Raw genomic sequence first — 19,756 nt, forward strand, 5'->3', positions numbered from 1 at the left:
GTGGGATCCGATTTTCGGGGCATTCCGATGCTCCATCAATAGTCTAGATCGTTCTTTTTGCGTCCGGATGGACGCACGGCGATCTAGGCCAGGTCCTCGACCTCCGCACCATCACTGCCATGCACACGCTGCGACAGAGCGGCCTCCATAAACGCGTCGAGCTTGCCGTCCAGAACATCCTGAGGGCTGGTGCTTTCCACGCCCGTGCGCAGATCCTTCACCAACTGATAGGGCTGCAGTACGTAGGAACGGATCTGGTGCCCCCAGCCGATGTCGGTCTTGGATGCTTCGGTCGCGTTTGCCGCGTCTTCGCGCTTCTTCAGTTCTTCCTCATAAAGACGCGCCCGCAGCATGTCCCAGGCGGTCGCCCGGTTCTTGTGCTGTGAGCGTTCTTTCTGACACTGAACGACGATACCGCTTGGAATGTGCGTGATGCGGACTGCAGAGTCGGTCGTGTTGACGTGCTGACCGCCCGCGCCCGACGCGCGATAGGTATCGATGCGAACCTCGGAATCGGGAATGTCGATATCGATCGTGTCGTCGATGACCGGGTAAATCCAGGCACTGGCAAAGGAGGTGTGCCGCCTCGCATTGCTGTCATATGGCGAAATGCGCACGAGGCGATGCACGCCCGATTCCGTTTTAAGCCAGCCATAGGCATTGCGCCCCTTGATCAGCAGCGTGGCAGACTTGATGCCCGCCTCTTCGCCGTCATGGACTTCCATCACGTCAACCTTCATGCCGCGGCGCTCGGCCCAGCGCGTGTACATGCGCAGAAGCATTTGCGCCCAGTCCTGGCTCTCGGTACCGCCAGCGCCGGCATGAATTTCGAGATAGGTGTCGTTTCCGTCAGCCTCACCGGAAAGGAGCATTTCGACCTGACGGGCCGCGATCTCATCGTTGAGCCCCTTCAGCGCGGCTTCGGCCTCCGAGACAACCGAGGCGTCACCCTCTTCCTCTCCAAGTTCGATGAGCCCGACATTGTCCTCAAGCGCCTGTGACAGGTTGCGGACACCGGTGATGTTCTCTTCGAGCATCTGGCGCTCGCGCATCAGCTTCTGGGCCTCCTGCGGATCGTTCCACAGATCAGCCTCCTCGGCGCGGGAATTCAGATATTCAAGCCTCTTTACCGCTTCATCCCAGTCAAAGATGCCTCCTCAGCAGGCTTATGGCCTGCTTGATTTCGTCGACAAGATTTTCGGTTTCCGCACGCATTGCAGATCCACACCTCGGTTTTGTTGGATTTTTCAGGAACGGTATCCTGAATCGCGTCGGACCATATGGAGCGTGCCCGCCTGTGTAAAGCGGACACGCCGATAATCTGTCGACATTGTCAGTAGAGGCCGCCGGCGCCCGAATTGACCGCACGGTTGGCCTGCGGAGAAATCACCCGGGGACCGCCCGCGCCTTCCAGGTCCTCCATGCCGATGACCCAGTAGCTGTCGGCCGGCCCCGTGCCCGGCTTGAAGGCTTCCATGATGACGCCCGGCTGTCCTGCCTGGGCGCGCATCCCCGTCTTGCGATCAATGGGAATGACGTTCATGCCTTCAGGCACCTGAAAATCCACAGGGCGCATATCCTTCAGGGCGTTCGCCATGAATTCCTTAAAGATCGGAGCGGCCAGGCCACCACCCGTGGAGCCACGCCCCATCGGACGCGGTGTATCGTAGCCCATGAACACTCCGACCACGAGGTCGGGTGTATAACCGACGAACCATGCGTCCTTTTCGTCGTTCGTCGTGCCGGTCTTGCCGGCAATCGGGCGGCCCAGCTCTGAAACGGTGACGGCGGTGCCGCGCGACACCACGCCCTGCATCATCGAGGTGATCTGATAAGCGGTCATGGGATCGAGAACCTGATCACGATCGTTGATGATCTCCGGTTCATCCTGCCCCGTCCACTCGCTCGCAACACAGCCAACGCACTCGCGGCGGTCATGCTTGTAGACAGTCTTGCCGTAGCGATCCTGAATGCGGTCGACCAGGGAAGGCACGATCTGTTTTCCGCCATTTGCCATCACCGCATAGGCTGAAACCATGCGCATGACCGTCGTTTCACCGGAGCCCAGCGACATGGCCAACACGGGAAGCATCTTGTCGTAAAGGCCAAAATGCTCCGCATAGTCGGCCACGAGCTGCATGCCCATATCCTTGGCCAGACGAACCGTCATCAGGTTGCGCGAGCGCTCGATGCCCGCACGCAGTGTCGAGGGCCCAGCCGACTTGCCGCCGTAATTTTTCGGCTCCCAGACATCATTGCCGACCTGAATGGAGATCGGCGCATCAAGCACAACCGACGCCGGCGTATAGCCATTGTCGAGCGCAGCGGCATAAACGATGGGTTTGAAGGCCGAACCGGGCTGGCGATAGGCCTGCGTTGCGCGGTTGAACTGGGATTCGGCATAGGAGAAACCGCCGACCATCGCCAGGACACGTCCCGTATGCGGATCCATGGCCACCAGGGCGCCCTCGATCTCGGGAACCTGACGCAACTCCCACGCCCGCTCCGTATCCGGTTTCTTCTCGACGAAAATCACGTCACCGGGTTTTAGGACGTCCGACTGTCTGTTCGCCTTGACCCGCTTGCCATCGACCACATGGCGCATGGCCCATTTCATGTCGTCGAGCGCAATGGTTCCTGTCTCACGTTCTTCCGAAAGCGCACCGGAGACAACACGTTCCGGTTTGATGCCGATGGAAATCTTGTCGTCTTCAGTCCCCAGAACCACGGCAAGTTGCCATTCCGGCACGTCGCTGAGGGCATCGACTTCGCCGAGCGGAACACCCCAGTCTCCGGAAATGTCGATCTGCGTGACCGGTCCGCGATAGCCGCGCAGCGTATCGTAACGAAGCAGACCATTCTGCAGCGCCTTGCGGGCATAAAGCTGCAATTGCGGGTCGAGTGTCGTGCGAACGGAAAGCCCGCCTTCGTAAAGCGCATCCTCACCATAGCGGGAGATGATGTCGCGGCGAACCTCTTCGGTGAAATACTCGCCTGCAAAGAGATAGGTTCCACGGCGGCGCGGAGATACGTTAAGCCCGGTCGCCTTGGCCTTCTCGCCCTCTTCTGCCGTGGCGTAGCCATTGGCGACCATCTGGTCGATCACCCAGTTGCGGCGTTCTATGGCGCGCTCCGTGTACCGGAATGGATGATAATTGGACGGACCTTTGGGCAAAGCGGCGAGATAGGCGGCTTCGGCAAGCGTCAGTTCATTGACCGACTTGTCGAAATAGGTCAGCGCAGCACCCGCGATGCCATAGGAGCCAAGACCGAAAAAGATCTCATTGAGATAGAGTTCGAGAATGCGATCCTTGGAGTAGGCCTGCTCGATGCGGAAGGAGAGCACCATCTCCTTGATCTTGCGCTGCATCGTCTGGTCCGACGTCAGAAGGAAGTTCTTGGCGACCTGCTGCGTGATGGTTGATGCACCCACCGGGCGGCGGCCGGAACCGAGATTCTGAATGTTCGTGACGACAGCGCGCGCGAGACCGGTCACGTCAACGCCCGGATGATTGTAGAAGTTCTTGTCTTCAGCCGAGAGGAAGGCAGCCTTGACACGGTCAGGCACCGCCTGAATGGGCAAATAGAGCCGGCGCTCGCGCGCAAACTCCGCCATCAGTGCGCCGTCGGCGGCGTGAACACGGGTGGTCACCGGCGGCTCATACTTCGCCAGAACCTCATAGTCGGGGAGATCTTTTGTCAGATCGCCGACATAAAGTGCAATGCCCGCTGCCACCAGCAGCGCCAGCACGATGCCCACGCCAAAGAAATACCCGATGAGACGTACCATGCCCGCTCCAATTTACACCCCGACATAGCCTTGCCCTGTAAAAGCCAGGGATCGCCGGGGCCGCCTTTCAAGTTCTGTCCGCATCACAAAGAGGAATGACGAAATGGTGCCTCGTCACCGCAACGCAGTCCGCCCATCTTCGTTGTTAGCGATTCTATAGTACCATTTTTTGTCACGATCTTCCGCCCGGAACACCCGGGGCTTCTGGAAAATCCTGAGTTTTTCCTTACTGCCTTAGTCTTGTGGGCAAAATGCGGCGGCATGCATGGCACCCCCTCCAGCCGCATTAATCCATGCCAGCGTTGCAGACTTGCAACGTCTTTGCATCATCCGCGAGCCCCGCCATTGGCCTTCGCGAAGTATCCCACCGCCTCGATGATCGCATCCATCGTGGCTGCGCGCCATGCCGGATCCCGAAGCTGGGCCTCGTCCTTCGGGTTCGACAGATAGCCAAGTTCCAGAAGAACCGACGGGATGTCGGGCGCCCGCAGGACGCGGAATCCCGCATATCGGTGCGGATTCTTCACCAGTTGTACCGTATCTGACAGTTTGCCGATCAGCGTGCGCGCAAAGCGTATGGAAAACGCATGCGTTTCGCGCCGGATGAGGTCGACCAGAATATCTTCGACTTCATCCTGCTCTTCTTCAGGCACCTTGCCTGCGATCTCGTCGGAGAGGTTTTCGCGTGCAGCCGTGGCGGCAGCCTCGGCGTCCGAAGCCTTGTCGGACACCGTGTAAACGGTCGCCCCGCGCACGCTGCGAATTGCGATCGCGTCAGCGTGTACGGAGACGAACAGGTCCGCGCCCTTCTCCCGGGCGATCCGCACCCGTTCATCGAGCCGCAGAAACCGGTCGTCTTCCCGCGTCAGAACGACCCGGTAGAGCCCGGTTTCCTCGAGTTTCCTGGCGAGTTCCAGTGAAAACAGAAGCGTGATCTGCTTTTCAACCGTGCCGTTGACGCCACGCGCGCCACCATCAGCGCCACCATGACCTGGATCAAGCGCGACGGTGAAACGATCCTGCGTATGAGACGCGGCGTCCAGTCGGGCTTCCGTCCCCGGCTTCAGCATGCTCGCACGCAATGCCGCATCGAACGCCTCGGTCGAGCTTGCCCGCAGTTCGATGATCAGGCGAAACCCGTCCGAAGTCTCGTTCTCCTTCACTTCGGCCTTTTCGACGGAGAACGGCCCGACCGCCCTGAAGACGAGCCGCGCCCGCTGCGCATCGACAGCACCGTACTGAACCGAAGCGACGAGCCCGCGCGGGCGCAGCTCAAGCGGATCGAAAGAAAAGTCCGTCGACGGGAGATCGATCACCAGCCGGCTGGGGTCGCGCAGAAGAAACCATCGAAAGTCGGGTTTGCGGTCGAAACGGACGACGATGCGCGTGTACTGCGCATCACCCGCCATCTTGTAATCATGTGCTTTTAGCGCAGAATCAGCACCGAGAGCGTTGTTGAAGACAAGAAGGATCGCCGCGAGAACAACCGAAAACAAAAGTGCTGGTCTGTGCAAAACCGCCTCTCTGCGATGCATTGTGCGAATTTTTATCGAATCGACATCGATTCCCTACGAACAAAGATGGCAATTTTGCTCTCGAATCGCCGGGAAACCGGTATTTTTTATGCGCTTTCCAGATCGATTGAGCAAATACGCACCAGGTTCTGCATCAACCTGCCACGCAACCCGTCAATGGAAATCAGGGTTGCCAATACAACTGTCAAATCATAAAAGCATCTATGAATCATCGCGATACGCGTGCCTGGTTTGAGTCCTGCTGACAAACGGCGATGAGCAACGGGGCGAATCTTTTCCGCTGCCGCAAACTGGAACGGGCGGTGATTCAGAAGGAATTTTTCAGGGCGTTCTCCAGACATGAGGGCTCTGACGTTGGAAACGGCCGGACCTTAAGAAACGTCCGCGCCGGCTCGCTATGAGCAAAAGCTGGCCCGTAAAACCGGGCCTTGGTTGAAACGGTTCTGCCGGGCGATGGAATGGCTTCAGGCGCGATTGGAAATAGATCCGGATTAAAATGCACCGCGAAATCGGTGTTCCGGCCCAATTTCGCGCGGCCTTCAACGCCGGCGAACCTCAGATTATCCGGCACAGATTGTCACACTGGCTTGCGGCGACACGCGTGGAGTCCAGCCCGACAATCGTTCCCTGCCGGGGAGACAAGAATTTATGCCGAACAAAATGCTAATAGACGCCTCCCATCCGGAGGAAACAAGGGTCGTCGTCCTTCGCGGTAATCGCATCGAAGAATTCGATTTCGAATCTCAGGATAAGAAACAGCTTCGCGGAAACATCTATCTGGCGCGCGTAACACGCGTTGAACCTTCACTTCAGGCCGCTTTCGTCGAATATGGTGGAAACAGGCATGGCTTTCTCGCATTCAGCGAGATTCATCCCGACTACTACCAGATTCCGGTAGCCGACCGTCAGGCACTCATCGAGGCCGAGGCGGCGGAAGCCAAAGCGGACGAAGACGAGGAAGAAAGCGAGCAGCGCCAGGCGCAGAAGGGTGGGCGCAAGCGCCGCCGTGCCAGCACCCGGAAGAAGTCGGCGAAACAGGACGATGTCGCTGCCGACGAGGAGAATGGCGAAGCCCTCTCCGAAGAGCCCTCCGATGACGAAGACGCTTCCGAAACCGAGGGCGGGGAAAAGTCCGCTGCGATGGCTGCGGATGCAGCCGGCGATGTGGTTTCAGAAGAGCCCCGCGGAAGGCGCTCCCGCCGCAACCGCTCCAGAGACGACAGCAATGGAGATGACGGCAATGGCGACGACGAGGACGACAATGTCGATACCGTTGGAGCCGACGACGCGCTTGAGGAGGCTCAGCCCCCGCGCCGTGCCGCCCGCAAGAACTACAAGATCCAGGAAGTCATCAAGCGCCGCCAGATACTTCTGGTTCAGGTCGTAAAGGAAGAGCGCGGCAACAAGGGCGCAGCACTTACCACCTATCTGTCGCTCGCCGGACGCTATTCGGTCCTGATGCCGAACACGGCACGCGGCGGCGGCATTTCGCGCAAGATCACGAACGTCCAGGACCGCAAGCGCCTCAAGGACGTCGTGAAGCAGCTTGATGTGCCACAGGGCATGGGGGTCATCCTGCGCACCGCGGGTGCAAATCGCACCAAGGCGGAGGTCAAGCGCGATTACGATTATCTGATGCGTCTGTGGGAGAAAGTGCGCTCCCTCACGCTTGAATCGACCGCGCCTGCCCTCGTTTACGAGGAAGGCAGCCTGATCAAGCGATCCGTGCGCGACCTCTACAACAAGGATATCGGCGAAGTCCTTGTGGCAGGCGAGGAAGGCTATCGCGAAGCCAAGGACTTCATGCGCATGCTCATGCCGAGCCACGCAAAGGTCGTGCAGCCCTATCGCGAGGTGACTCCAATCTTTGCCGGCAACGGTATCGAAGCGCAGCTCGACCGGATGCTGCAGCCACAGGTAACGCTGAAATCCGGCGGCTACATCATTATCAACCAGACCGAGGCGCTGGTTGCAATCGACGTCAACTCCGGCCGCTCCACGAAAGAACATTCCATCGAAGACACCGCGCTCCAGACCAATCTGGAAGCGGCAGAAGAGGTTGCGCGCCAGTTGCGCCTGCGCGACCTTGCAGGTCTGATCGTCATCGATTTCATCGACATGGAGGAAAACCGCAACAACCGTGCGGTGGAAAAGCGCCTCAAGGAATGCCTGAAGAACGACCGTGCGCGCATCCAGGTGGGCCGCATTTCGCATTTCGGCCTTCTGGAAATGTCCCGCCAGCGCATTCGCGCAAGCGTTCTTGAAAGCACGATGCAGCCCTGCCCCCATTGCGGCGGCACCGGGCATATCCGCTCGGATTCCTCCGTGGCTCTCTTCGTGGTTCGATCCATCGAGGAATACCTCCTCAAGGATTCCCGCAACAACATCGCCGTGCGGACCCCAACACCCACGGCTCTCTATCTCCTCAACCACAAGCGCGCCAATCTCGTCGAGATGGAGAACCGCTTTGGTGTGAACATCACCGTGGAAGCAGACGACGAGGTCGGTGCGCAGCACTTTGCGATCACCAGGCAGCAGCCTGCCGACAAGTCGGGCATGGAACAGCCCGCCCCCACGGCTCCAGTCGACGTTGCAGAACCGGAAGAAACCGCCGCCCCGTCACACGAAGCCACCAACGGTGAGGATGGCGAGACGCGCAAGCGGCGGCGCAAGCGCAAGCGGCGCGGCGGCCGCAACCGCAACGGTGGCGGCGAGGCAGCAACGGACCAGAATCAGAATGAGAGCACCGAACAGGGCTCCATCGACGCAGATGCCATTGCTGCGAGCGCCGGTGAAGAAACTGTTTCTTCCGAAGAGCCTGCAGAGGCAGCGGCTGCGGAGGGTGGTGAAGGCGAGCGCAGGAAGCGTCACCGCGGCAAACGGGGTGGTCGCAAGAACCGCCGGGAGAACCAGGCGCAGGACGCACAGGCTCCAGAGACCGAAAGCGGGAGTGAAGAATCTCAGGCAGTGAATGCCGACACTTCGGACGAGGTCGAAGCTGCGGCAGAAGACGCTCCGCAACAGGACGCTTCAAGCGATGCTGCACAGGAAACGCCGGCAGACGAGAAGCCGGCAAAGAAGCCGCGCCGCCGCACGCGCAAAACTGCCGCTGCCGCAGCCGACGACAGCCAGAAGACCGAAGCGACCAATGGCGCGACGCCACCCGCAGACGAAGCGCCTGCCGGACAAGATGCCACTGAGGCAGTCGCATCGGAAGAGGCCGCCGCTCCTGCGCCGAAAAAGCGCCGGACCGCCACACGTCGCAGCACGGCGAAAGCCAAGGCTGAGGAAAAGGACGCTCCGGTCGAAGAGAGCGCTGTTGCGGAAGCCGAACCGGTTGTTTCCTCGTCAGAGCCTGCAGAAAGCGACCGGCCGCGCAAAACCGGCTGGTGGCAGCGCAAGAGCTTCTTCTAGCAGCGCTCCTGACGACTTGATCTCGAGAAGCCGGCGTTCTGCGCCGGCTTCTTCTTTGCAGCATGGCGACGCTGGAGATCAAAACTCCATGATCGCACGCGGTTCTGCCTTTCCATCGCCCTCATGCTCGTCTACCACTTTCGCGATGCTTGAGAGAAACACCATGGTTTACACGACTGTCACGCGAACCATTTCGCTTTTCCTCGTTGCGGCCTATCTCACTGTCGCCTCGGCGTCCTCTGCCTTTGCCCAGTCCAGAGTGACCGTCGTGCGCGATGCGGAGATCGAAGCCCTGATCTCGGAATATGCCCAACCGATCCTGAAAGCGGCGGGCCTCTCCCGGTCTGGCATAGACATCGTCCTCGTCAACAATCGCAGCTTCAACGCCTTTGTCGACGGACGCCGGATTTTCATTCACACCGGCGCACTGACGGATGCGGAGACGCCCAACGAGGTCATTGGCGTCCTCGCTCACGAGGCCGGTCATATCGCCGGCGGTCATCAGGAACGTCTGCGCCAGCAGTTGCAGCGCGCACAGACAATGGCAATTGTCTCCGCACTGATCGGCATCGGTGCAGGTGTGGCCGGCGCCGCTTCGGACTCGCGCGGCCTGGCAACGGCTGGCATGGGCATGGCAGCCGGTGGCGCTGAAATGGCCCGGCGCAGCCTGCTCGGCTACCAGCGCTCCGAAGAAGCAACAGCAGACCGCACGGCGATCGACTATCTCAATCGAACGGGCCAGTCGGCCAACGGCATGCTCAAGACCTTCGAGCGCCTTGCCGGCGGCATGGCGCTGGCCGGCGTCAATGTGGATCCCTACCAGATCAGCCATCCGATGCCGCGCGAGCGCATCGCCAATCTGGAAGAGCTCGCCCGCAAGAGCCGCTACTTCGATCGTAAGGATCCCCCGCAGCTACAGCTTCGTCACGACATGATGCGGGCCAAGATCGCCGCCTATATGGAAGGTGGGCAGGCGGTTCAGCGCCTCTTCCGCAGCAACCCGCGCGGCATTCCGGCGCGCTACGGCGATGCCATCGCCACCTATCTCAATGGCAACCCGCGCACCGCACTTCAAAAGGTCGATGCCCTGATCGCGGAAATGCCGCGCAATGCCTATTTGCAGGAGCTGCGCGGTGACATTCTGATCAAGGCCAGCCGTGCCGAAGAAGCTGCCAATGCCTATGCGAGAGCACTCTCTCTTGCACCGGGAACGCCTGGCCTCCTGCAGGTGGGCTATGGGCAGGCCCTTCTTGCGACCGGCAAGCCGGATCTGGTGAAAAAAGCCGCCTCCGAATTGCAGACAGGTCTTTCGCGCGAGCCGGAATTTGCCAATGGCTATCGCTATCTCGCGCAGGCCTATGGCCAGCTCGGAGACATCGCTGCGGCCGAGCTGGCAACGGCGGAAGGCCATTTTCATCTCGGTCGCTATCAGGATGCAAAAATCTTCGCCACCAGAGCACAAAAGCGCTTGAAGCGCGGAACGCCTGGCTGGCTGCGTGCCCAGGACATCATTCAGTACAGGAAACCGGGTTAGCGTGAACCATTGGCGCATCATCGACACCCATGAGCGCACCCGTCCACCAATCAGATGAATCGGAACATGACATGACCTTCACCAGAAATATCCGACTGCTTGCGGCGACGACCGCCCTGCTCACGCCAGTCACATTGTTCGGCACCGCGGCGCAGGCCGAGACTACAGCACCGCTTGGCAAGCCCCAGGTGGAACAGATTGTCCGCGAGTACCTGCTCAACAATCCCGAAATCCTGCTCGAGGTCCAGGACGCGCTGGAGAAGAAGCAGCGTGAAGAGCAGAAACTGGCCCAGCAGGCGGTCATGAAGGACAGACAAGAGCAGCTTTTCAACAGTCCTTACGACGGCGTGGTGGGCAATCCCGACGCAGCCATCACGGTCGTGGAGTTCTTCGATTACAATTGCGGATACTGTAAACGCGCCATGGCGGACATGCAGGCGCTGGTCGAGGAAAACGACGATGTCCGCTTCGTGCTCAAGGAGTTTCCCATCCTCTCCGCCCAGTCGCGTGAAGCGCATGTGGTTTCAATGGCGGTTCATGCGATTGCCCCGGAAAAATACGCCGATTTCCACCAGAATCTTCTGGGCGCGGAAACGCGCGCCGACGGCGAACTGGCCATGAAGATCGCAACCGAAACAGGCATCGACGAAGCCGCACTGCGCAAGGAGATGGAGAATCCGGAGATCCAGAAGGTCTTTGCCGAGACCTACGATCTGGCGAATCAGCTTGCCGTCACGGGAACACCCGCTTATGTGATCGGCGATGAAGTGGTGTTCGGCGCGCTGGGCAAGGACGTTCTTGCCGAGAAGATCGACCAGGCACGCACGCAAAGCAACTGATCGGCGCCTTGAGCGCGCTGTGGACAGACAAAGAAGCCCCTTGCCATCTTTGCGGCACGGTCTAAGCCCTCTATAGAGGAGCGTATTGAGCGTGCCGCGAGGGGTCAGGGGACAATTTCATGGCGAAAACAGTCTTCATATTGAACGGGCCCAACCTGAATGCGCTCGGCAGGCGTGAGCCCGGCATCTATGGCGGCGATACCCTGGAAGGGATCGAAGCATCCTGCCGGGAAAGGGCTGCATCGCTTGGCATGGACATCGAGTTTCGGCAATCCAATCACGAAGGTGACCTCGTTGACTGGATTCATGAGGCCGGTGAAGGTGCCGCAGGGATCGTCATCAATCCAGGCGCCTACGGGCACACGTCGATCGCGCTGCATGATGCAATCCGCGCCGTCAGCCCGCTGCCCGTGATTGAGGTGCATATCTCCAACATTCACGCACGCGAGGCCTTTCGCCACGTTTCGATGATTGCCCCGGCTGCAAAAGGCATGATTTGCGGATTGGGCACAATCGGTTATGTACTCGCGCTGGACGCGCTGGCCGCAAGCCGGCCCGATTGAGAACAAGGCAGGACAAAGAATATGTCGACAAAGAAGACGGGGGTCGATCAGCAACTCATTCGCGAGCTTGCGACGATCTTGAACGACACCAATCTGACGGAGATCGAGGTCGAGCAGGACGACCTGCGAATTCGCGTGGCCAAGCAGGCGGCAGCGGCGGTGCAGACTTACGCCGCGCCCGCACCTGCCCCGGCGCCTGCGCCGGCTGCTCCTGCAGCCTCAGCCAAAGAGGAAGCGCCGGCAACGAGCCCTGCCGATTCCAAGAACGCCGTTCCCTCCCCCATGGTGGGAACCGCCTACGCATCCCCCGCCCCCGGGGCCAGCCCCTTCATCCAGGTCGGTCAGTCCGTGAAGGAAGGCCAAACGCTTCTGATCATCGAAGCAATGAAGACCATGAACCAGATCCCCGCGCCCCGTTCCGGCACCGTGACGGCGATCCTCTTCGAGGATGCGCAGCCGGTTGAGTTCGGCGAGCCGCTGGTTGTGATCGAGTAGTCCGGGGCAGGCGCGCATGTTTCACAAAATCCTCATCGCCAATCGCGGCGAAATCGCCCTGCGCGTGCTGCGCGCCGCCAAGGAGCTCGGCATCCAGACCGTGGCCGTGCATTCAACAGCCGACGCGGACGCGATGCATGTGCGCCTTGCCGACGAAAGCGTGTGCATCGGGCCGCCGCCCTCGCGCGACAGCTATCTGAACATTCATCAGATTCTGGCCGCCTGCGAGATCACCGGCGCCGACGCGGTTCATCCAGGCTATGGCTTCCTTTCCGAGAACGCGAAGTTCTCGGAGATTCTGGCAGCGCACAACCTGACCTTCATCGGTCCTTCAGCCGACCACATCCGCATCATGGGCGACAAGATCACCGCCAAGAAGACGGTGAAGGAACTGGGCATTCCGGTGGTTCCCGGCTCCGATGGCGCCGTCACCGACGATGTGGAAGCCAAGCGGATCGCCGCGGATATCGGTTACCCCGTTCTCATCAAGGCATCGGCCGGCGGCGGCGGGCGTGGCATGAAGGTCGCGAAGACGGAAGCCGACCTTGCCGAAGCGCTCTCCACCGCCCGCGCCGAAGCGGGCGCCGCCTTTGGCGACGATGCGGTCTATATCGAGAAATATCTCGAAAAGCCGCGTCACATCGAAGTGCAGGTCATGGGCGATGGCGCCGGCAAGGCCATTCATCTGGGTGAACGCGACTGCTCGCTCCAGCGCCGTCACCAGAAGGTCTGGGAAGAGGCGAACTCCCCCGCCCTCAACGTCGAACAGCGCAACCGCATCGGCGAGATCGTGTCGAAGGCGATTGCCGATCTTGGCTATTCCGGCGCTGGGACGATCGAGTTCCTCTATGAGAACGGCGAGTTCTACTTCATCGAGATGAACACCCGCCTTCAGGTGGAGCATCCGGTGACGGAAGCGATTACCGGTATCGATCTGGTGCATGAGCAGATCCGCGTTGCCTCGGGCGGCGGTCTTTCCTGCACACAGGATGAAGTGCGCTTCGAAGGCCACGCCATCGAATGCCGCATCAACGCGGAAGACCCGCGCACCTTCACCCCCTCGCCGGGCACGATCACGCATTTCCACACGCCCGGCGGCCTCGGGATCCGCGTCGATTCGGGCGTCTATTCCGGCTATCGCATACCGCCCTATTACGACAGCCTGATCGGCAAGCTGATCGTGCATGGCCGCAACCGGGTGGAATGCATGATGCGCCTGCGCCGTGCCCTGGATGAATTTGTGGTCGACGGCATCAAGACCACGCTGCCGCTGTTCCAGGACCTGGTCGGCAATCCCGACATCGCCAACGGCGATTACGACATTCACTGGCTGGAGAATTACCTGGCGAAGACGAGCTAAGGCTCGCTGCTCCATGTGATTTTCCGGCGATCTCGCCGGTTGGGCACGATGGCACGACCTTTCGCACCAGGATTTCGGATTCCTCCGGATCTTCTCTTGCGCGCTTACGCCACCGGGGTCTTCCCGATGGCCGAAAGCGCCGACGATCCGGAGGTGTTCTGGGTGCGGCCGGAGATGCGCGGCGTCATCCCGCTCGACACGTTTCATGTCCCCAAAAGCCTGGCCAAGACGCTGCGCCGCAATCCTTTCCGGATCGCTTTCGACACGGACTTTGACGGCGTCATCGAAGGCTGTGCAGAGGCACGGCGCGACAGCACCGAAACCTGGATCAATGCACCAATCCGCGAAGCCTACGGGTTTCTGTTCGAGAACGGCCATTGCCACACGGTGGAAGCCTGGACGGATGAGGGATTGGTCGGCGGGCTGTACGGCGTGACGCTGGGCCGCGCCTTCTTCGGCGAGAGCATGTTCTCACGCCGCACCGATGCCTCGAAAATCTGCCTCGTTCATCTCGTGAAACGTCTGCGTGAGCGTGGCTTCACGCTTCTCGACACGCAGTTTACGACACCGCATCTCAAGCAATTCGGCGCAATCGACGTGCCACGGAACCGCTATGAGCAGCTCCTGCAGGAAGCACTGCAAAGCGGCGAGGCACGCTTCAATCCGTAAGAACGGAGAACGAGATCAATTGGTCTCCGGTGGCGGGACGTCGGTGTCTTCCTTGCAGCCTTTCAGCCACACATCGTAGACCGCGTGTTCGACGGCATTCAGACCGGGGCTCTCGGCCAGCATCCAGCCGGTAAAAATACGGCGGATTTCCCGCTCCAGGGTAATCTCGTCCACTTCCACGAAAGCATCCGTGCGTGGCTCTTCGGTCTCTTCCGAGGTGTAGCAGACCCGCGGCGTGACCTGCAGCGCACCGAACTGAACCGTCTCGTCCATATAAACGTCAAAAGAGATGATGCGACCGGTGATCTTGTCGATGCCGGTAAATTCGGCCACCGGGTGCTTGATCCGGGCGGCCTGGACCGGCGCAGTCGCCAGCACGGCCAGCCCCAATGCCACGATCAGCCCGAAACCGGCGTTTTTCTTCTGGCCTGACTTCATATGGCTCGACACCCGTTCTGTTTGCTTGTCACGCTGAGAGAGTCCAACGGAATCGCCCGACCCACGGTAAAGCTTACGACTAATGCGCAATTGTGGCGAGATCAGCAAACAGGTTCAGCCGCCAGGCGTCCACGCATCGTAATCGCCCGTGACACGCGGGCGATCGGCAGCGTTCGCAATCGAGCCCTGCGGACGGTAGGCAGCCGGCGAGCCTGTCAGGTTCGGCTGATGGGGCTTCTGCCATTCGCGCGGCGTGTAATTCTCGTTGACGGGCGCAACGTCAACGCGGTGGTGCAACCAGCCATGCCAGCCGGGCGGCACCAGAGAGGCGTCGGAAATACCGTTATAGATCACCCAGCGGCGCGTGCGCCCCTCGGAATCCTTGCCGCCTTCATAATAGGTATTGCCGAATTCATCTTCACCGACGCGTGTGCCCTTGCGCCATGTGTGGAAGCGCGTGCCCAGCGTCTGGCCGTTCCACCAGGTGAAAAACTGAAGCAAAAACTTCTTCATGGCGTCCTCAAGTCGCTCGCTGTCATCGTCACAGATGGCTCGTGATTGGCGTTATGGCGTCCACCGCGCCGGAAGGCAAGGCCTCCGGACAATGCTCCATAGTCATTTCAGCTTCATCTTGAAACCGACATGGCTTTTTGCGAAGCCAAGCCGCTCATAAAACCCGTGCGCGCGCTCGCGCACAGCGTTTGACATGAGCTGAACCAGACGCGCGTCCGCCGCCTTCGCCTCATCGACGGCGTGCGAGATCATCAGCGCGCCAATCCCCCGGCTGCGCATGTCTTTGCGGGTCTGCACGGCCTCGATCTGGAAGCTCGTCCCGCCACGCCCCGGCATTCCCGGAATAAGCGTCGTCTGAAAGGTGCCCACAACCTCGCCGTCGAGTTCGGCAACGTAAAGCGTGTCGTTCGGGCTCCGGCTGATGCGCTCGAATGCCGCAAGATAGGCACCTGCGGCGTTCGGATCGGTCGTGTCCCCGTGGCCACCCTCCCCGTCCGCAGCGAAGAGCGAGACAATCGCCTCAACATCGCGTCGTTCGGCGATTCGAATCATCGGCCCTTCGGCGCCCGTTTCCATCAAAGCCCCCGGCGATAGATGAGCGCCGGCAGCTCGAAACCCGCACCACCGCAATCGCCGCTTCGCCCAACCAGCTCAAATCCCAGATGGGCGTAAAAGGCTCTCGCCCTGCTGTTCGCCTCTTCAACCTCGAGCGTGATTTCACGCGCTTCAGGAAAACACTGAGCGATCTCGGCGAAAAGCGCCATTCCGATGCCTTTTCCCTGGCATTCAGGATGCACATAGAGTTGATGAAGATGGATTTCCTTGCCGTCTTTCCCGGCCACTGCAAACGCCATACCGCCAATCAACCGCCCATTGTCTGCCAGTACGAATTCTGAATGCGGACGTTTCAGACGCGCCCTTAGCGCATCCAGAGAATGCCAGGTGTCGGTAATTTCCACCACGCGCTCGCGGCCATAGATCGGGTCATAGGTGTCGTGCCACGTCTCCACGAGGAGCGCACGCACGGCGGGCAGGTCGCGCTCGCCGACCGTACGGACGAAAAATTCCTCACCGTCAGGCATCGATCCCGAGCTTTTCCTTCACAAGCGCATTGACGGCCTGCGGATTGGCCTTGCCACCGGTGGCCTTCATCACCTGCCCGACGAACCAGCCGGCAAGCGTCGGCTTGGCCCTGGCCTGTTCGACCTTGTCCGGATTGGCGGCGATGACCTCATCCACGGCCTTTTCGATGGCACCGGTATCGGTGACCTGTTTCATGCCGCGTTCTTCGACGATGACACGCGGATCACCACCTTCTGCAAACACGATCTCGAACAGATCCTTGGCAATCTTGCCGGATATCGTTCCGTCCTTGATCAGGTCGATGATCGCACCAAGCTGATCAGGCGTTACTGTGGTGTCTTCGATCCCCTGCCCGGCCCTGTTCAAGGCGCCGAGAAGATCATTGATCACCCAGTTGGCGGCAGCCTTGCCGTCGCGGCCTTCGGCAACCTTTTCGAAAAAGTCAGCCGTGGCCTTTTCCGCAATCAGCACGGATGCGTCGTATTCCGAGAGGCCAAACGTTTCGATGAAGCGCGCCTTCTTCTCATCGGGAAGTTCCGTCAGATCGGCAGCGAGCGCATCCACATAAGCCTGATCGAACTCCAGCGGCACCAGATCCGGATCGGGGAAATAGCGGTAGTCATGCGCCTCTTCCTTGGAACGCATGGAACGCGTTTCGCCCTTCGCGGGATCGAACAGACGGGTTTCCTGATCGATCGACCCGCCATCCTCCAGAATGGCGATCTGACGACGCGCTTCCGATTCGATGGCCTGACCGACGAAACGCACCGAGTTCACATTCTTGATCTCGCAGCGCGTGCCGAATTCGCCACCGGGCCGACGTACGGAAACATTCACGTCGGCGCGCATGGAGCCTTCGTCCATATTGCCGTCACAGGTGCCCAGATAGCGCAGGATCGTGCGCAGCTTGGTCAGAAACGCCTTGGCCTCATCAGCCGAACGGATATCAGGTTTGGAGACAATCTCCATGAGCGCGACACCGGAGCGGTTGAGGTCCACGTAGGACATGGTGGGATGCTGGTCATGCATCGACTTGCCGGCATCCTGCTCCAGATGGAGACGCTCGATGCCGACTTCGATCTCCTCGAAGGAACCGTCCTTGGCGGGGCCGACGGACACTGTCACCTTACCCTCGCCCACGATCGGCTGCTTGAATTGTGAAATCTGATAGCCCTGCGGCAGATCCGGGTAAAAGTAGTTCTTGCGGTCAAAAACCGAGCGCAGGTTGATCTGCGCCTTGAGACCCAGACCTGTGCGGATTGCCTGCTTTACGCACACTTCGTTGATCACCGGAAGCATGCCGGGCATGGCAGCGTCCACGAGCGAGACATTGGCATTGGGCTCGGCACCGAAGGCCGTCGAAGCGCCGGAGAAGAGCTTTGCTTCAGAGGTAACCTGAGCATGGATCTCCATGCCGACGATGATTTCCCAGTCGCCGGTCGCCCCGGAGATGAAACGCTTGGGATCGGGCGTGCGCGTATCGATGATTGTCATGGGTTCACGGTGCCGTGCAGTCGGATGGTTCTATGATGGATGCGCATTCGCTAGACCAAACACTCCCGCGTGGCAAGCCGAGCGCTTTATTCCGGCCAAAGTTTGCATTATGAAAACCGCGAACCAACGGAGTTTTTATGTCCATCAGCCTTGAGGCCCGGTGAGGCCCCGAACCTGAATTAGCACAGGATCGGGGCGAGAAAACCTTGAAACCCCGTGCCATCGCAAGATGGCGCGGCGATGTTTTGTGGCCATTCGGCCACCGGTTTTTTCCAGGACTTCAAAACATGGACATTTCCCGCGCAGAACAGCGCATCCTGCACATATTGGCGCAGGGCGGTCGCATAGACATTGAGAAAGATGACCGCGGCCAGATCATCGAACTGAACTGCGTCACGCGCGATGGCTGGTATTTCCCCGGCCTCGACGTGATCGTCTTCAGAAAAATCAAACGCAAACGCGCAATCCAGTCGCGCAATGGCGGGCCCTACCGCATCACGCGGCGGGGGTTGCAACTGGTTCGCTCACAGGGCGACAACCGCTAAACCAGAAGAGGCTGCCGAAAGGCAGCCTCGCATCTTTCAGGCGGTGGCTATGTAGCTGCGGATGTCCTCCGCCTCTCGCTCGACATCCTCAATCCGCTTTTTCACGACGTCGCCGATGGAGATAATGCCGGCAATCTTGCCGTTTTCCTCGACTGGCAGGTGGCGGAAACGCCCCGTGGTCATGATCTGCATGACCTCGTTGATGGTGTTCTGTTCATGACAGCGCTGCACCTTCGACGTCATCACCCTGGAGATCGGCTGTTCGAGAGCGCTGGCACCATCCCTGCCGATCACGCGCACAATATCGCGCTCCGACAGTATGCCCGCGATCCGGCCATCGGCCTTTGTCACGACGACCGCACCGATACCGCGTTCCGACAAAAGCTGCGCCGCATCCGCAAGCTTCATATCCGGGGCGATGGTGACGACATTGCGCCCTTTGGCGTCCAGAATGGCCTTTACCGTCATCGCAATCTCCTTCTCCTCGCAACAAGCCAATGTTGCGCCGAGCCCGAATGCTTTGCAAGTGGTGGAATGCCGTCTCGCCTGCTCGTCAATTGTCCTGAGGTCATTGCGGCACAGTACGGCCGCGATCAAACGCGCTGATACCGAAAAAGCCCAGAAGAAAACCGCCGATATGCGCTTCCCAGGCGATCTGCGGTTCATTGGCTGTCGTGCCGCTGAATACGCCCGTCACGAGGTTCGCAACCATCCAGACCCCGAGAAAAACCAGGACCGTACGTGACCTCAATACCACCGCTACAGGCAGGACCGCCCCCGTGAACGCCGGTTTCGGTGCGCGGCGATCCACACGGAAGGTAAACCGTGCCGCAGCGCCCATCATTGCCGAAATGGAGCCGGACGCCCCGACCAGGGGAACCACGGACGACGGATAGAGTGCAAAATGAAGCGCGACCGCTGCAAGGGCCCCTGCGATCCAGAAAAGCAGGAAGCGCATGGTGCCGATCCGATTGGCAAGCGGTGAGCCGAAAGCGGCAAGCCAGATCAGGTTGACCAGCAGATGCCCCCAGCTTCCATGCAGGAGGGAGTAGGTGACCGGGCTGATCAGGGCTGAAAAATCAAGCGCAAACGGCCCCGTGTAGCGAATTGGCAGGAAAGCGAAATGCAGCATCAGCCAGAGCTGCTGATCCAGGTTCAGCCAGAAAGCCTCCAGCGCGTAGATGGCAATGCATACAAGGCCGATACCCGCGACCGCCGGCGCCAGATTGAAGACGGGCTCGCGCCCATCATCGCCGCCATGCTCCACCCTGTCGGCTGTCGCCGCCGGAATCGTGTGATCTTCATCTCTGTCCATGATTTTGCTTAGAGCATCGGACCGAAAAGTGGAATCCGGTTTTCGGGCTATTCCGATGCTCCATCAACAGTCTGGATCGTCCTTTGTGCGTCCGGTTGGACGCAGAGCGATCCAGCAGACCCACCGGACAGAAAAAGCCGTCCAGGCAAAACAACCTGAACGGCTTTGT

At 59.9% G+C, this 19,756-nt stretch carries 19 protein-coding genes; 8 read left to right on the forward strand and 11 right to left on the reverse strand.

What is annotated here, in order from left to right; genetic code table 11:
- Positions 1–83: 83 nt before the first annotated feature.
- The 4 genes from prfB to AC07E3_RS00875 form a co-directional block, all read right to left on the reverse strand.
- A protein-coding gene (gene prfB, locus AC07E3_RS00860) for a peptide chain release factor 2 (protein ID WP_478360011.1) occupies positions 84–1,215 on the reverse strand; the annotation gives its coding sequence in 2 pieces (ribosomal slippage) (positions 84–1,145 and positions 1,147–1,215; 1,131 coding nt in all).
- 118 nt (positions 1,216–1,333) lie between these two features.
- Positions 1,334–3,790, reverse strand: a complete 2,457-nt coding sequence (locus AC07E3_RS00865; protein WP_478360012.1) for a penicillin-binding protein 1A — start codon at positions 3,788–3,790, stop codon at positions 1,334–1,336.
- Positions 3,791–4,116: 326 nt separating this feature from the next.
- Entirely contained in the window at positions 4,117–5,199 is a 1,083-nt protein-coding gene (locus tag AC07E3_RS00870; protein WP_478360013.1) for an N-acetylmuramoyl-L-alanine amidase, read from the reverse strand.
- 212 nt (positions 5,200–5,411) lie between these two features.
- Positions 5,412–5,666: a hypothetical protein gene (locus AC07E3_RS00875; RefSeq protein ID WP_478360014.1), complete on the reverse strand. Its 255-nt coding sequence runs from the start codon at positions 5,664–5,666 to the stop codon at positions 5,412–5,414.
- A 307-nt stretch (positions 5,667–5,973) separates the two neighbouring features.
- Between AC07E3_RS00875 and AC07E3_RS00880 the strand changes: the two genes are divergently transcribed.
- The 7 genes from AC07E3_RS00880 to aat all read left to right on the forward strand — a co-directional run bounded on the left by AC07E3_RS00880 (position 5,974) and on the right by aat (position 14,199).
- Positions 5,974–8,739, forward strand: a complete 2,766-nt coding sequence (locus tag AC07E3_RS00880) for an Rne/Rng family ribonuclease (RefSeq protein ID WP_478360015.1) — start codon at positions 5,974–5,976, stop codon at positions 8,737–8,739.
- A 163-nt stretch (positions 8,740–8,902) separates the two neighbouring features.
- On the forward strand, positions 8,903–10,273 hold the full coding sequence (locus AC07E3_RS00885) for a M48 family metalloprotease (protein WP_478360016.1): 1,371 nt from the start codon (positions 8,903–8,905) through the stop codon (positions 10,271–10,273).
- A 71-nt stretch (positions 10,274–10,344) separates the two neighbouring features.
- On the forward strand, positions 10,345–11,112 hold the full coding sequence (locus tag AC07E3_RS00890; protein WP_478360017.1) for a DsbA family protein: 768 nt from the start codon (positions 10,345–10,347) through the stop codon (positions 11,110–11,112).
- 119 nt (positions 11,113–11,231) lie between these two features.
- Positions 11,232–11,675, forward strand: coding sequence for a type II 3-dehydroquinate dehydratase (gene aroQ, locus AC07E3_RS00895; protein WP_007008045.1), 444 nt, complete (start codon positions 11,232–11,234; stop codon positions 11,673–11,675).
- Positions 11,676–11,696: 21 nt separating this feature from the next.
- Positions 11,697–12,170, forward strand: a complete 474-nt coding sequence (accB, locus tag AC07E3_RS00900) for an acetyl-CoA carboxylase biotin carboxyl carrier protein (RefSeq protein ID WP_478360018.1) — start codon at positions 11,697–11,699, stop codon at positions 12,168–12,170.
- Positions 12,171–12,186: 16 nt separating this feature from the next.
- On the forward strand, positions 12,187–13,530 hold the full coding sequence (gene accC / locus AC07E3_RS00905; protein WP_336071614.1) for an acetyl-CoA carboxylase biotin carboxylase subunit: 1,344 nt from the start codon (positions 12,187–12,189) through the stop codon (positions 13,528–13,530).
- Between the two features lie 48 nt (positions 13,531–13,578).
- The gene (gene aat, locus AC07E3_RS00910) at positions 13,579–14,199 is read left to right on the forward strand and encodes a leucyl/phenylalanyl-tRNA--protein transferase (protein ID WP_336071615.1); all 621 of its coding nucleotides are present in this window, start codon (positions 13,579–13,581) and stop codon (positions 14,197–14,199) included.
- Between the two features lie 15 nt (positions 14,200–14,214).
- On the opposite strand, the gene AC07E3_RS00915 is transcribed toward aat, so the two are convergent.
- The 5 genes from AC07E3_RS00915 to gatB form a co-directional block, all read right to left on the reverse strand.
- The gene (locus AC07E3_RS00915; RefSeq protein ID WP_336071616.1) at positions 14,215–14,637 is read right to left on the reverse strand and encodes a DUF2155 domain-containing protein; all 423 of its coding nucleotides are present in this window, start codon (positions 14,635–14,637) and stop codon (positions 14,215–14,217) included.
- A 114-nt stretch (positions 14,638–14,751) separates the two neighbouring features.
- On the reverse strand, positions 14,752–15,150 hold the full coding sequence (locus tag AC07E3_RS00920) for an NADH:ubiquinone oxidoreductase subunit NDUFA12 (RefSeq protein WP_007008040.1): 399 nt from the start codon (positions 15,148–15,150) through the stop codon (positions 14,752–14,754).
- Between the two features lie 102 nt (positions 15,151–15,252).
- The gene (locus AC07E3_RS00925; RefSeq protein WP_088941508.1) at positions 15,253–15,702 is read right to left on the reverse strand and encodes a GNAT family N-acetyltransferase; all 450 of its coding nucleotides are present in this window, start codon (positions 15,700–15,702) and stop codon (positions 15,253–15,255) included.
- A gap of 23 nt (positions 15,703–15,725) precedes the next feature.
- A complete protein-coding gene (locus tag AC07E3_RS00930) occupies positions 15,726–16,232 on the reverse strand; it encodes a GNAT family N-acetyltransferase (protein WP_478360019.1) in 507 nt (168 codons plus the stop codon).
- Positions 16,225–17,727: an Asp-tRNA(Asn)/Glu-tRNA(Gln) amidotransferase subunit GatB gene (gatB, locus tag AC07E3_RS00935; protein WP_478360020.1), complete on the reverse strand. Its 1,503-nt coding sequence runs from the start codon at positions 17,725–17,727 to the stop codon at positions 16,225–16,227. The genes AC07E3_RS00930 and gatB overlap by 8 nt, the downstream gene beginning before the upstream one ends.
- A gap of 287 nt (positions 17,728–18,014) precedes the next feature.
- Here gatB and AC07E3_RS00940 point away from each other — a divergent pair, with 287 nt between their 5' ends.
- Positions 18,015–18,272 (forward strand): YjhX family toxin, encoded by a 258-nt coding sequence (locus AC07E3_RS00940; protein ID WP_065815215.1) that lies wholly within the window; start codon positions 18,015–18,017, stop codon positions 18,270–18,272.
- A 36-nt stretch (positions 18,273–18,308) separates the two neighbouring features.
- On the opposite strand, the gene AC07E3_RS00945 is transcribed toward AC07E3_RS00940, so the two are convergent.
- Together AC07E3_RS00945 and AC07E3_RS00950 are read right to left on the reverse strand one after the other, a co-directional pair.
- Positions 18,309–18,740 (reverse strand): CBS domain-containing protein, encoded by a 432-nt coding sequence (locus AC07E3_RS00945; protein WP_065815214.1) that lies wholly within the window; start codon positions 18,738–18,740, stop codon positions 18,309–18,311.
- Between the two features lie 100 nt (positions 18,741–18,840).
- A complete protein-coding gene (locus tag AC07E3_RS00950) occupies positions 18,841–19,587 on the reverse strand; it encodes a rhomboid family intramembrane serine protease (protein WP_478360021.1) in 747 nt (248 codons plus the stop codon).
- Between the last annotated feature and the right edge of the window lie 169 nt (positions 19,588–19,756).

This window comes from Nitratireductor lacus (genome assembly GCF_056431025.1).

What these genes read in the sequence shown, in the direction of transcription:
- AC07E3_RS00920 (WP_007008040.1), bottom strand. Translation starts at nt 15,150, where the DNA reads ATGAAGAAGTTTTTGCTTCAGTTTTTCACCTGGTGGAACGGCCAGACG.
- accB (WP_478360018.1), top strand. Translation starts at nt 11,697, where the DNA reads ATGTCGACAAAGAAGACGGGGGTCGATCAGCAACTCATTCGCGAGCTT.
- AC07E3_RS00870 (WP_478360013.1), bottom strand. Translation starts at nt 5,199, where the DNA reads ATGGCGGGTGATGCGCAGTACACGCGCATCGTCGTCCGTTTCGACCGC.
- AC07E3_RS00930 (WP_478360019.1), bottom strand. Translation starts at nt 16,232, where the DNA reads ATGCCTGACGGTGAGGAATTTTTCGTCCGTACGGTCGGCGAGCGCGAC.
- AC07E3_RS00885 (WP_478360016.1), top strand. Translation starts at nt 8,903, where the DNA reads ATGGTTTACACGACTGTCACGCGAACCATTTCGCTTTTCCTCGTTGCG.
- AC07E3_RS00915 (WP_336071616.1), bottom strand. Translation starts at nt 14,637, where the DNA reads ATGAAGTCAGGCCAGAAGAAAAACGCCGGTTTCGGGCTGATCGTGGCA.
- AC07E3_RS00945 (WP_065815214.1), bottom strand. Translation starts at nt 18,740, where the DNA reads ATGACGGTAAAGGCCATTCTGGACGCCAAAGGGCGCAATGTCGTCACC.
- AC07E3_RS00950 (WP_478360021.1), bottom strand. Translation starts at nt 19,587, where the DNA reads ATGGACAGAGATGAAGATCACACGATTCCGGCGGCGACAGCCGACAGG.
- AC07E3_RS00890 (WP_478360017.1), top strand. Translation starts at nt 10,345, where the DNA reads ATGACCTTCACCAGAAATATCCGACTGCTTGCGGCGACGACCGCCCTG.
- AC07E3_RS00925 (WP_088941508.1), bottom strand. Translation starts at nt 15,702, where the DNA reads ATGATTCGAATCGCCGAACGACGCGATGTTGAGGCGATTGTCTCGCTC.
- gatB (WP_478360020.1), bottom strand. Translation starts at nt 17,727, where the DNA reads ATGACAATCATCGATACGCGCACGCCCGATCCCAAGCGTTTCATCTCC.
- accC (WP_336071614.1), top strand. Translation starts at nt 12,187, where the DNA reads ATGTTTCACAAAATCCTCATCGCCAATCGCGGCGAAATCGCCCTGCGC.
- aroQ (WP_007008045.1), top strand. Translation starts at nt 11,232, where the DNA reads ATGGCGAAAACAGTCTTCATATTGAACGGGCCCAACCTGAATGCGCTC.
- AC07E3_RS00875 (WP_478360014.1), bottom strand. Translation starts at nt 5,666, where the DNA reads ATGTCTGGAGAACGCCCTGAAAAATTCCTTCTGAATCACCGCCCGTTC.
- AC07E3_RS00880 (WP_478360015.1), top strand. Translation starts at nt 5,974, where the DNA reads ATGCCGAACAAAATGCTAATAGACGCCTCCCATCCGGAGGAAACAAGG.
- AC07E3_RS00865 (WP_478360012.1), bottom strand. Translation starts at nt 3,790, where the DNA reads ATGGTACGTCTCATCGGGTATTTCTTTGGCGTGGGCATCGTGCTGGCG.
- aat (WP_336071615.1), top strand. Translation starts at nt 13,579, where the DNA reads ATGGCACGACCTTTCGCACCAGGATTTCGGATTCCTCCGGATCTTCTC.
- AC07E3_RS00940 (WP_065815215.1), top strand. Translation starts at nt 18,015, where the DNA reads ATGGACATTTCCCGCGCAGAACAGCGCATCCTGCACATATTGGCGCAG.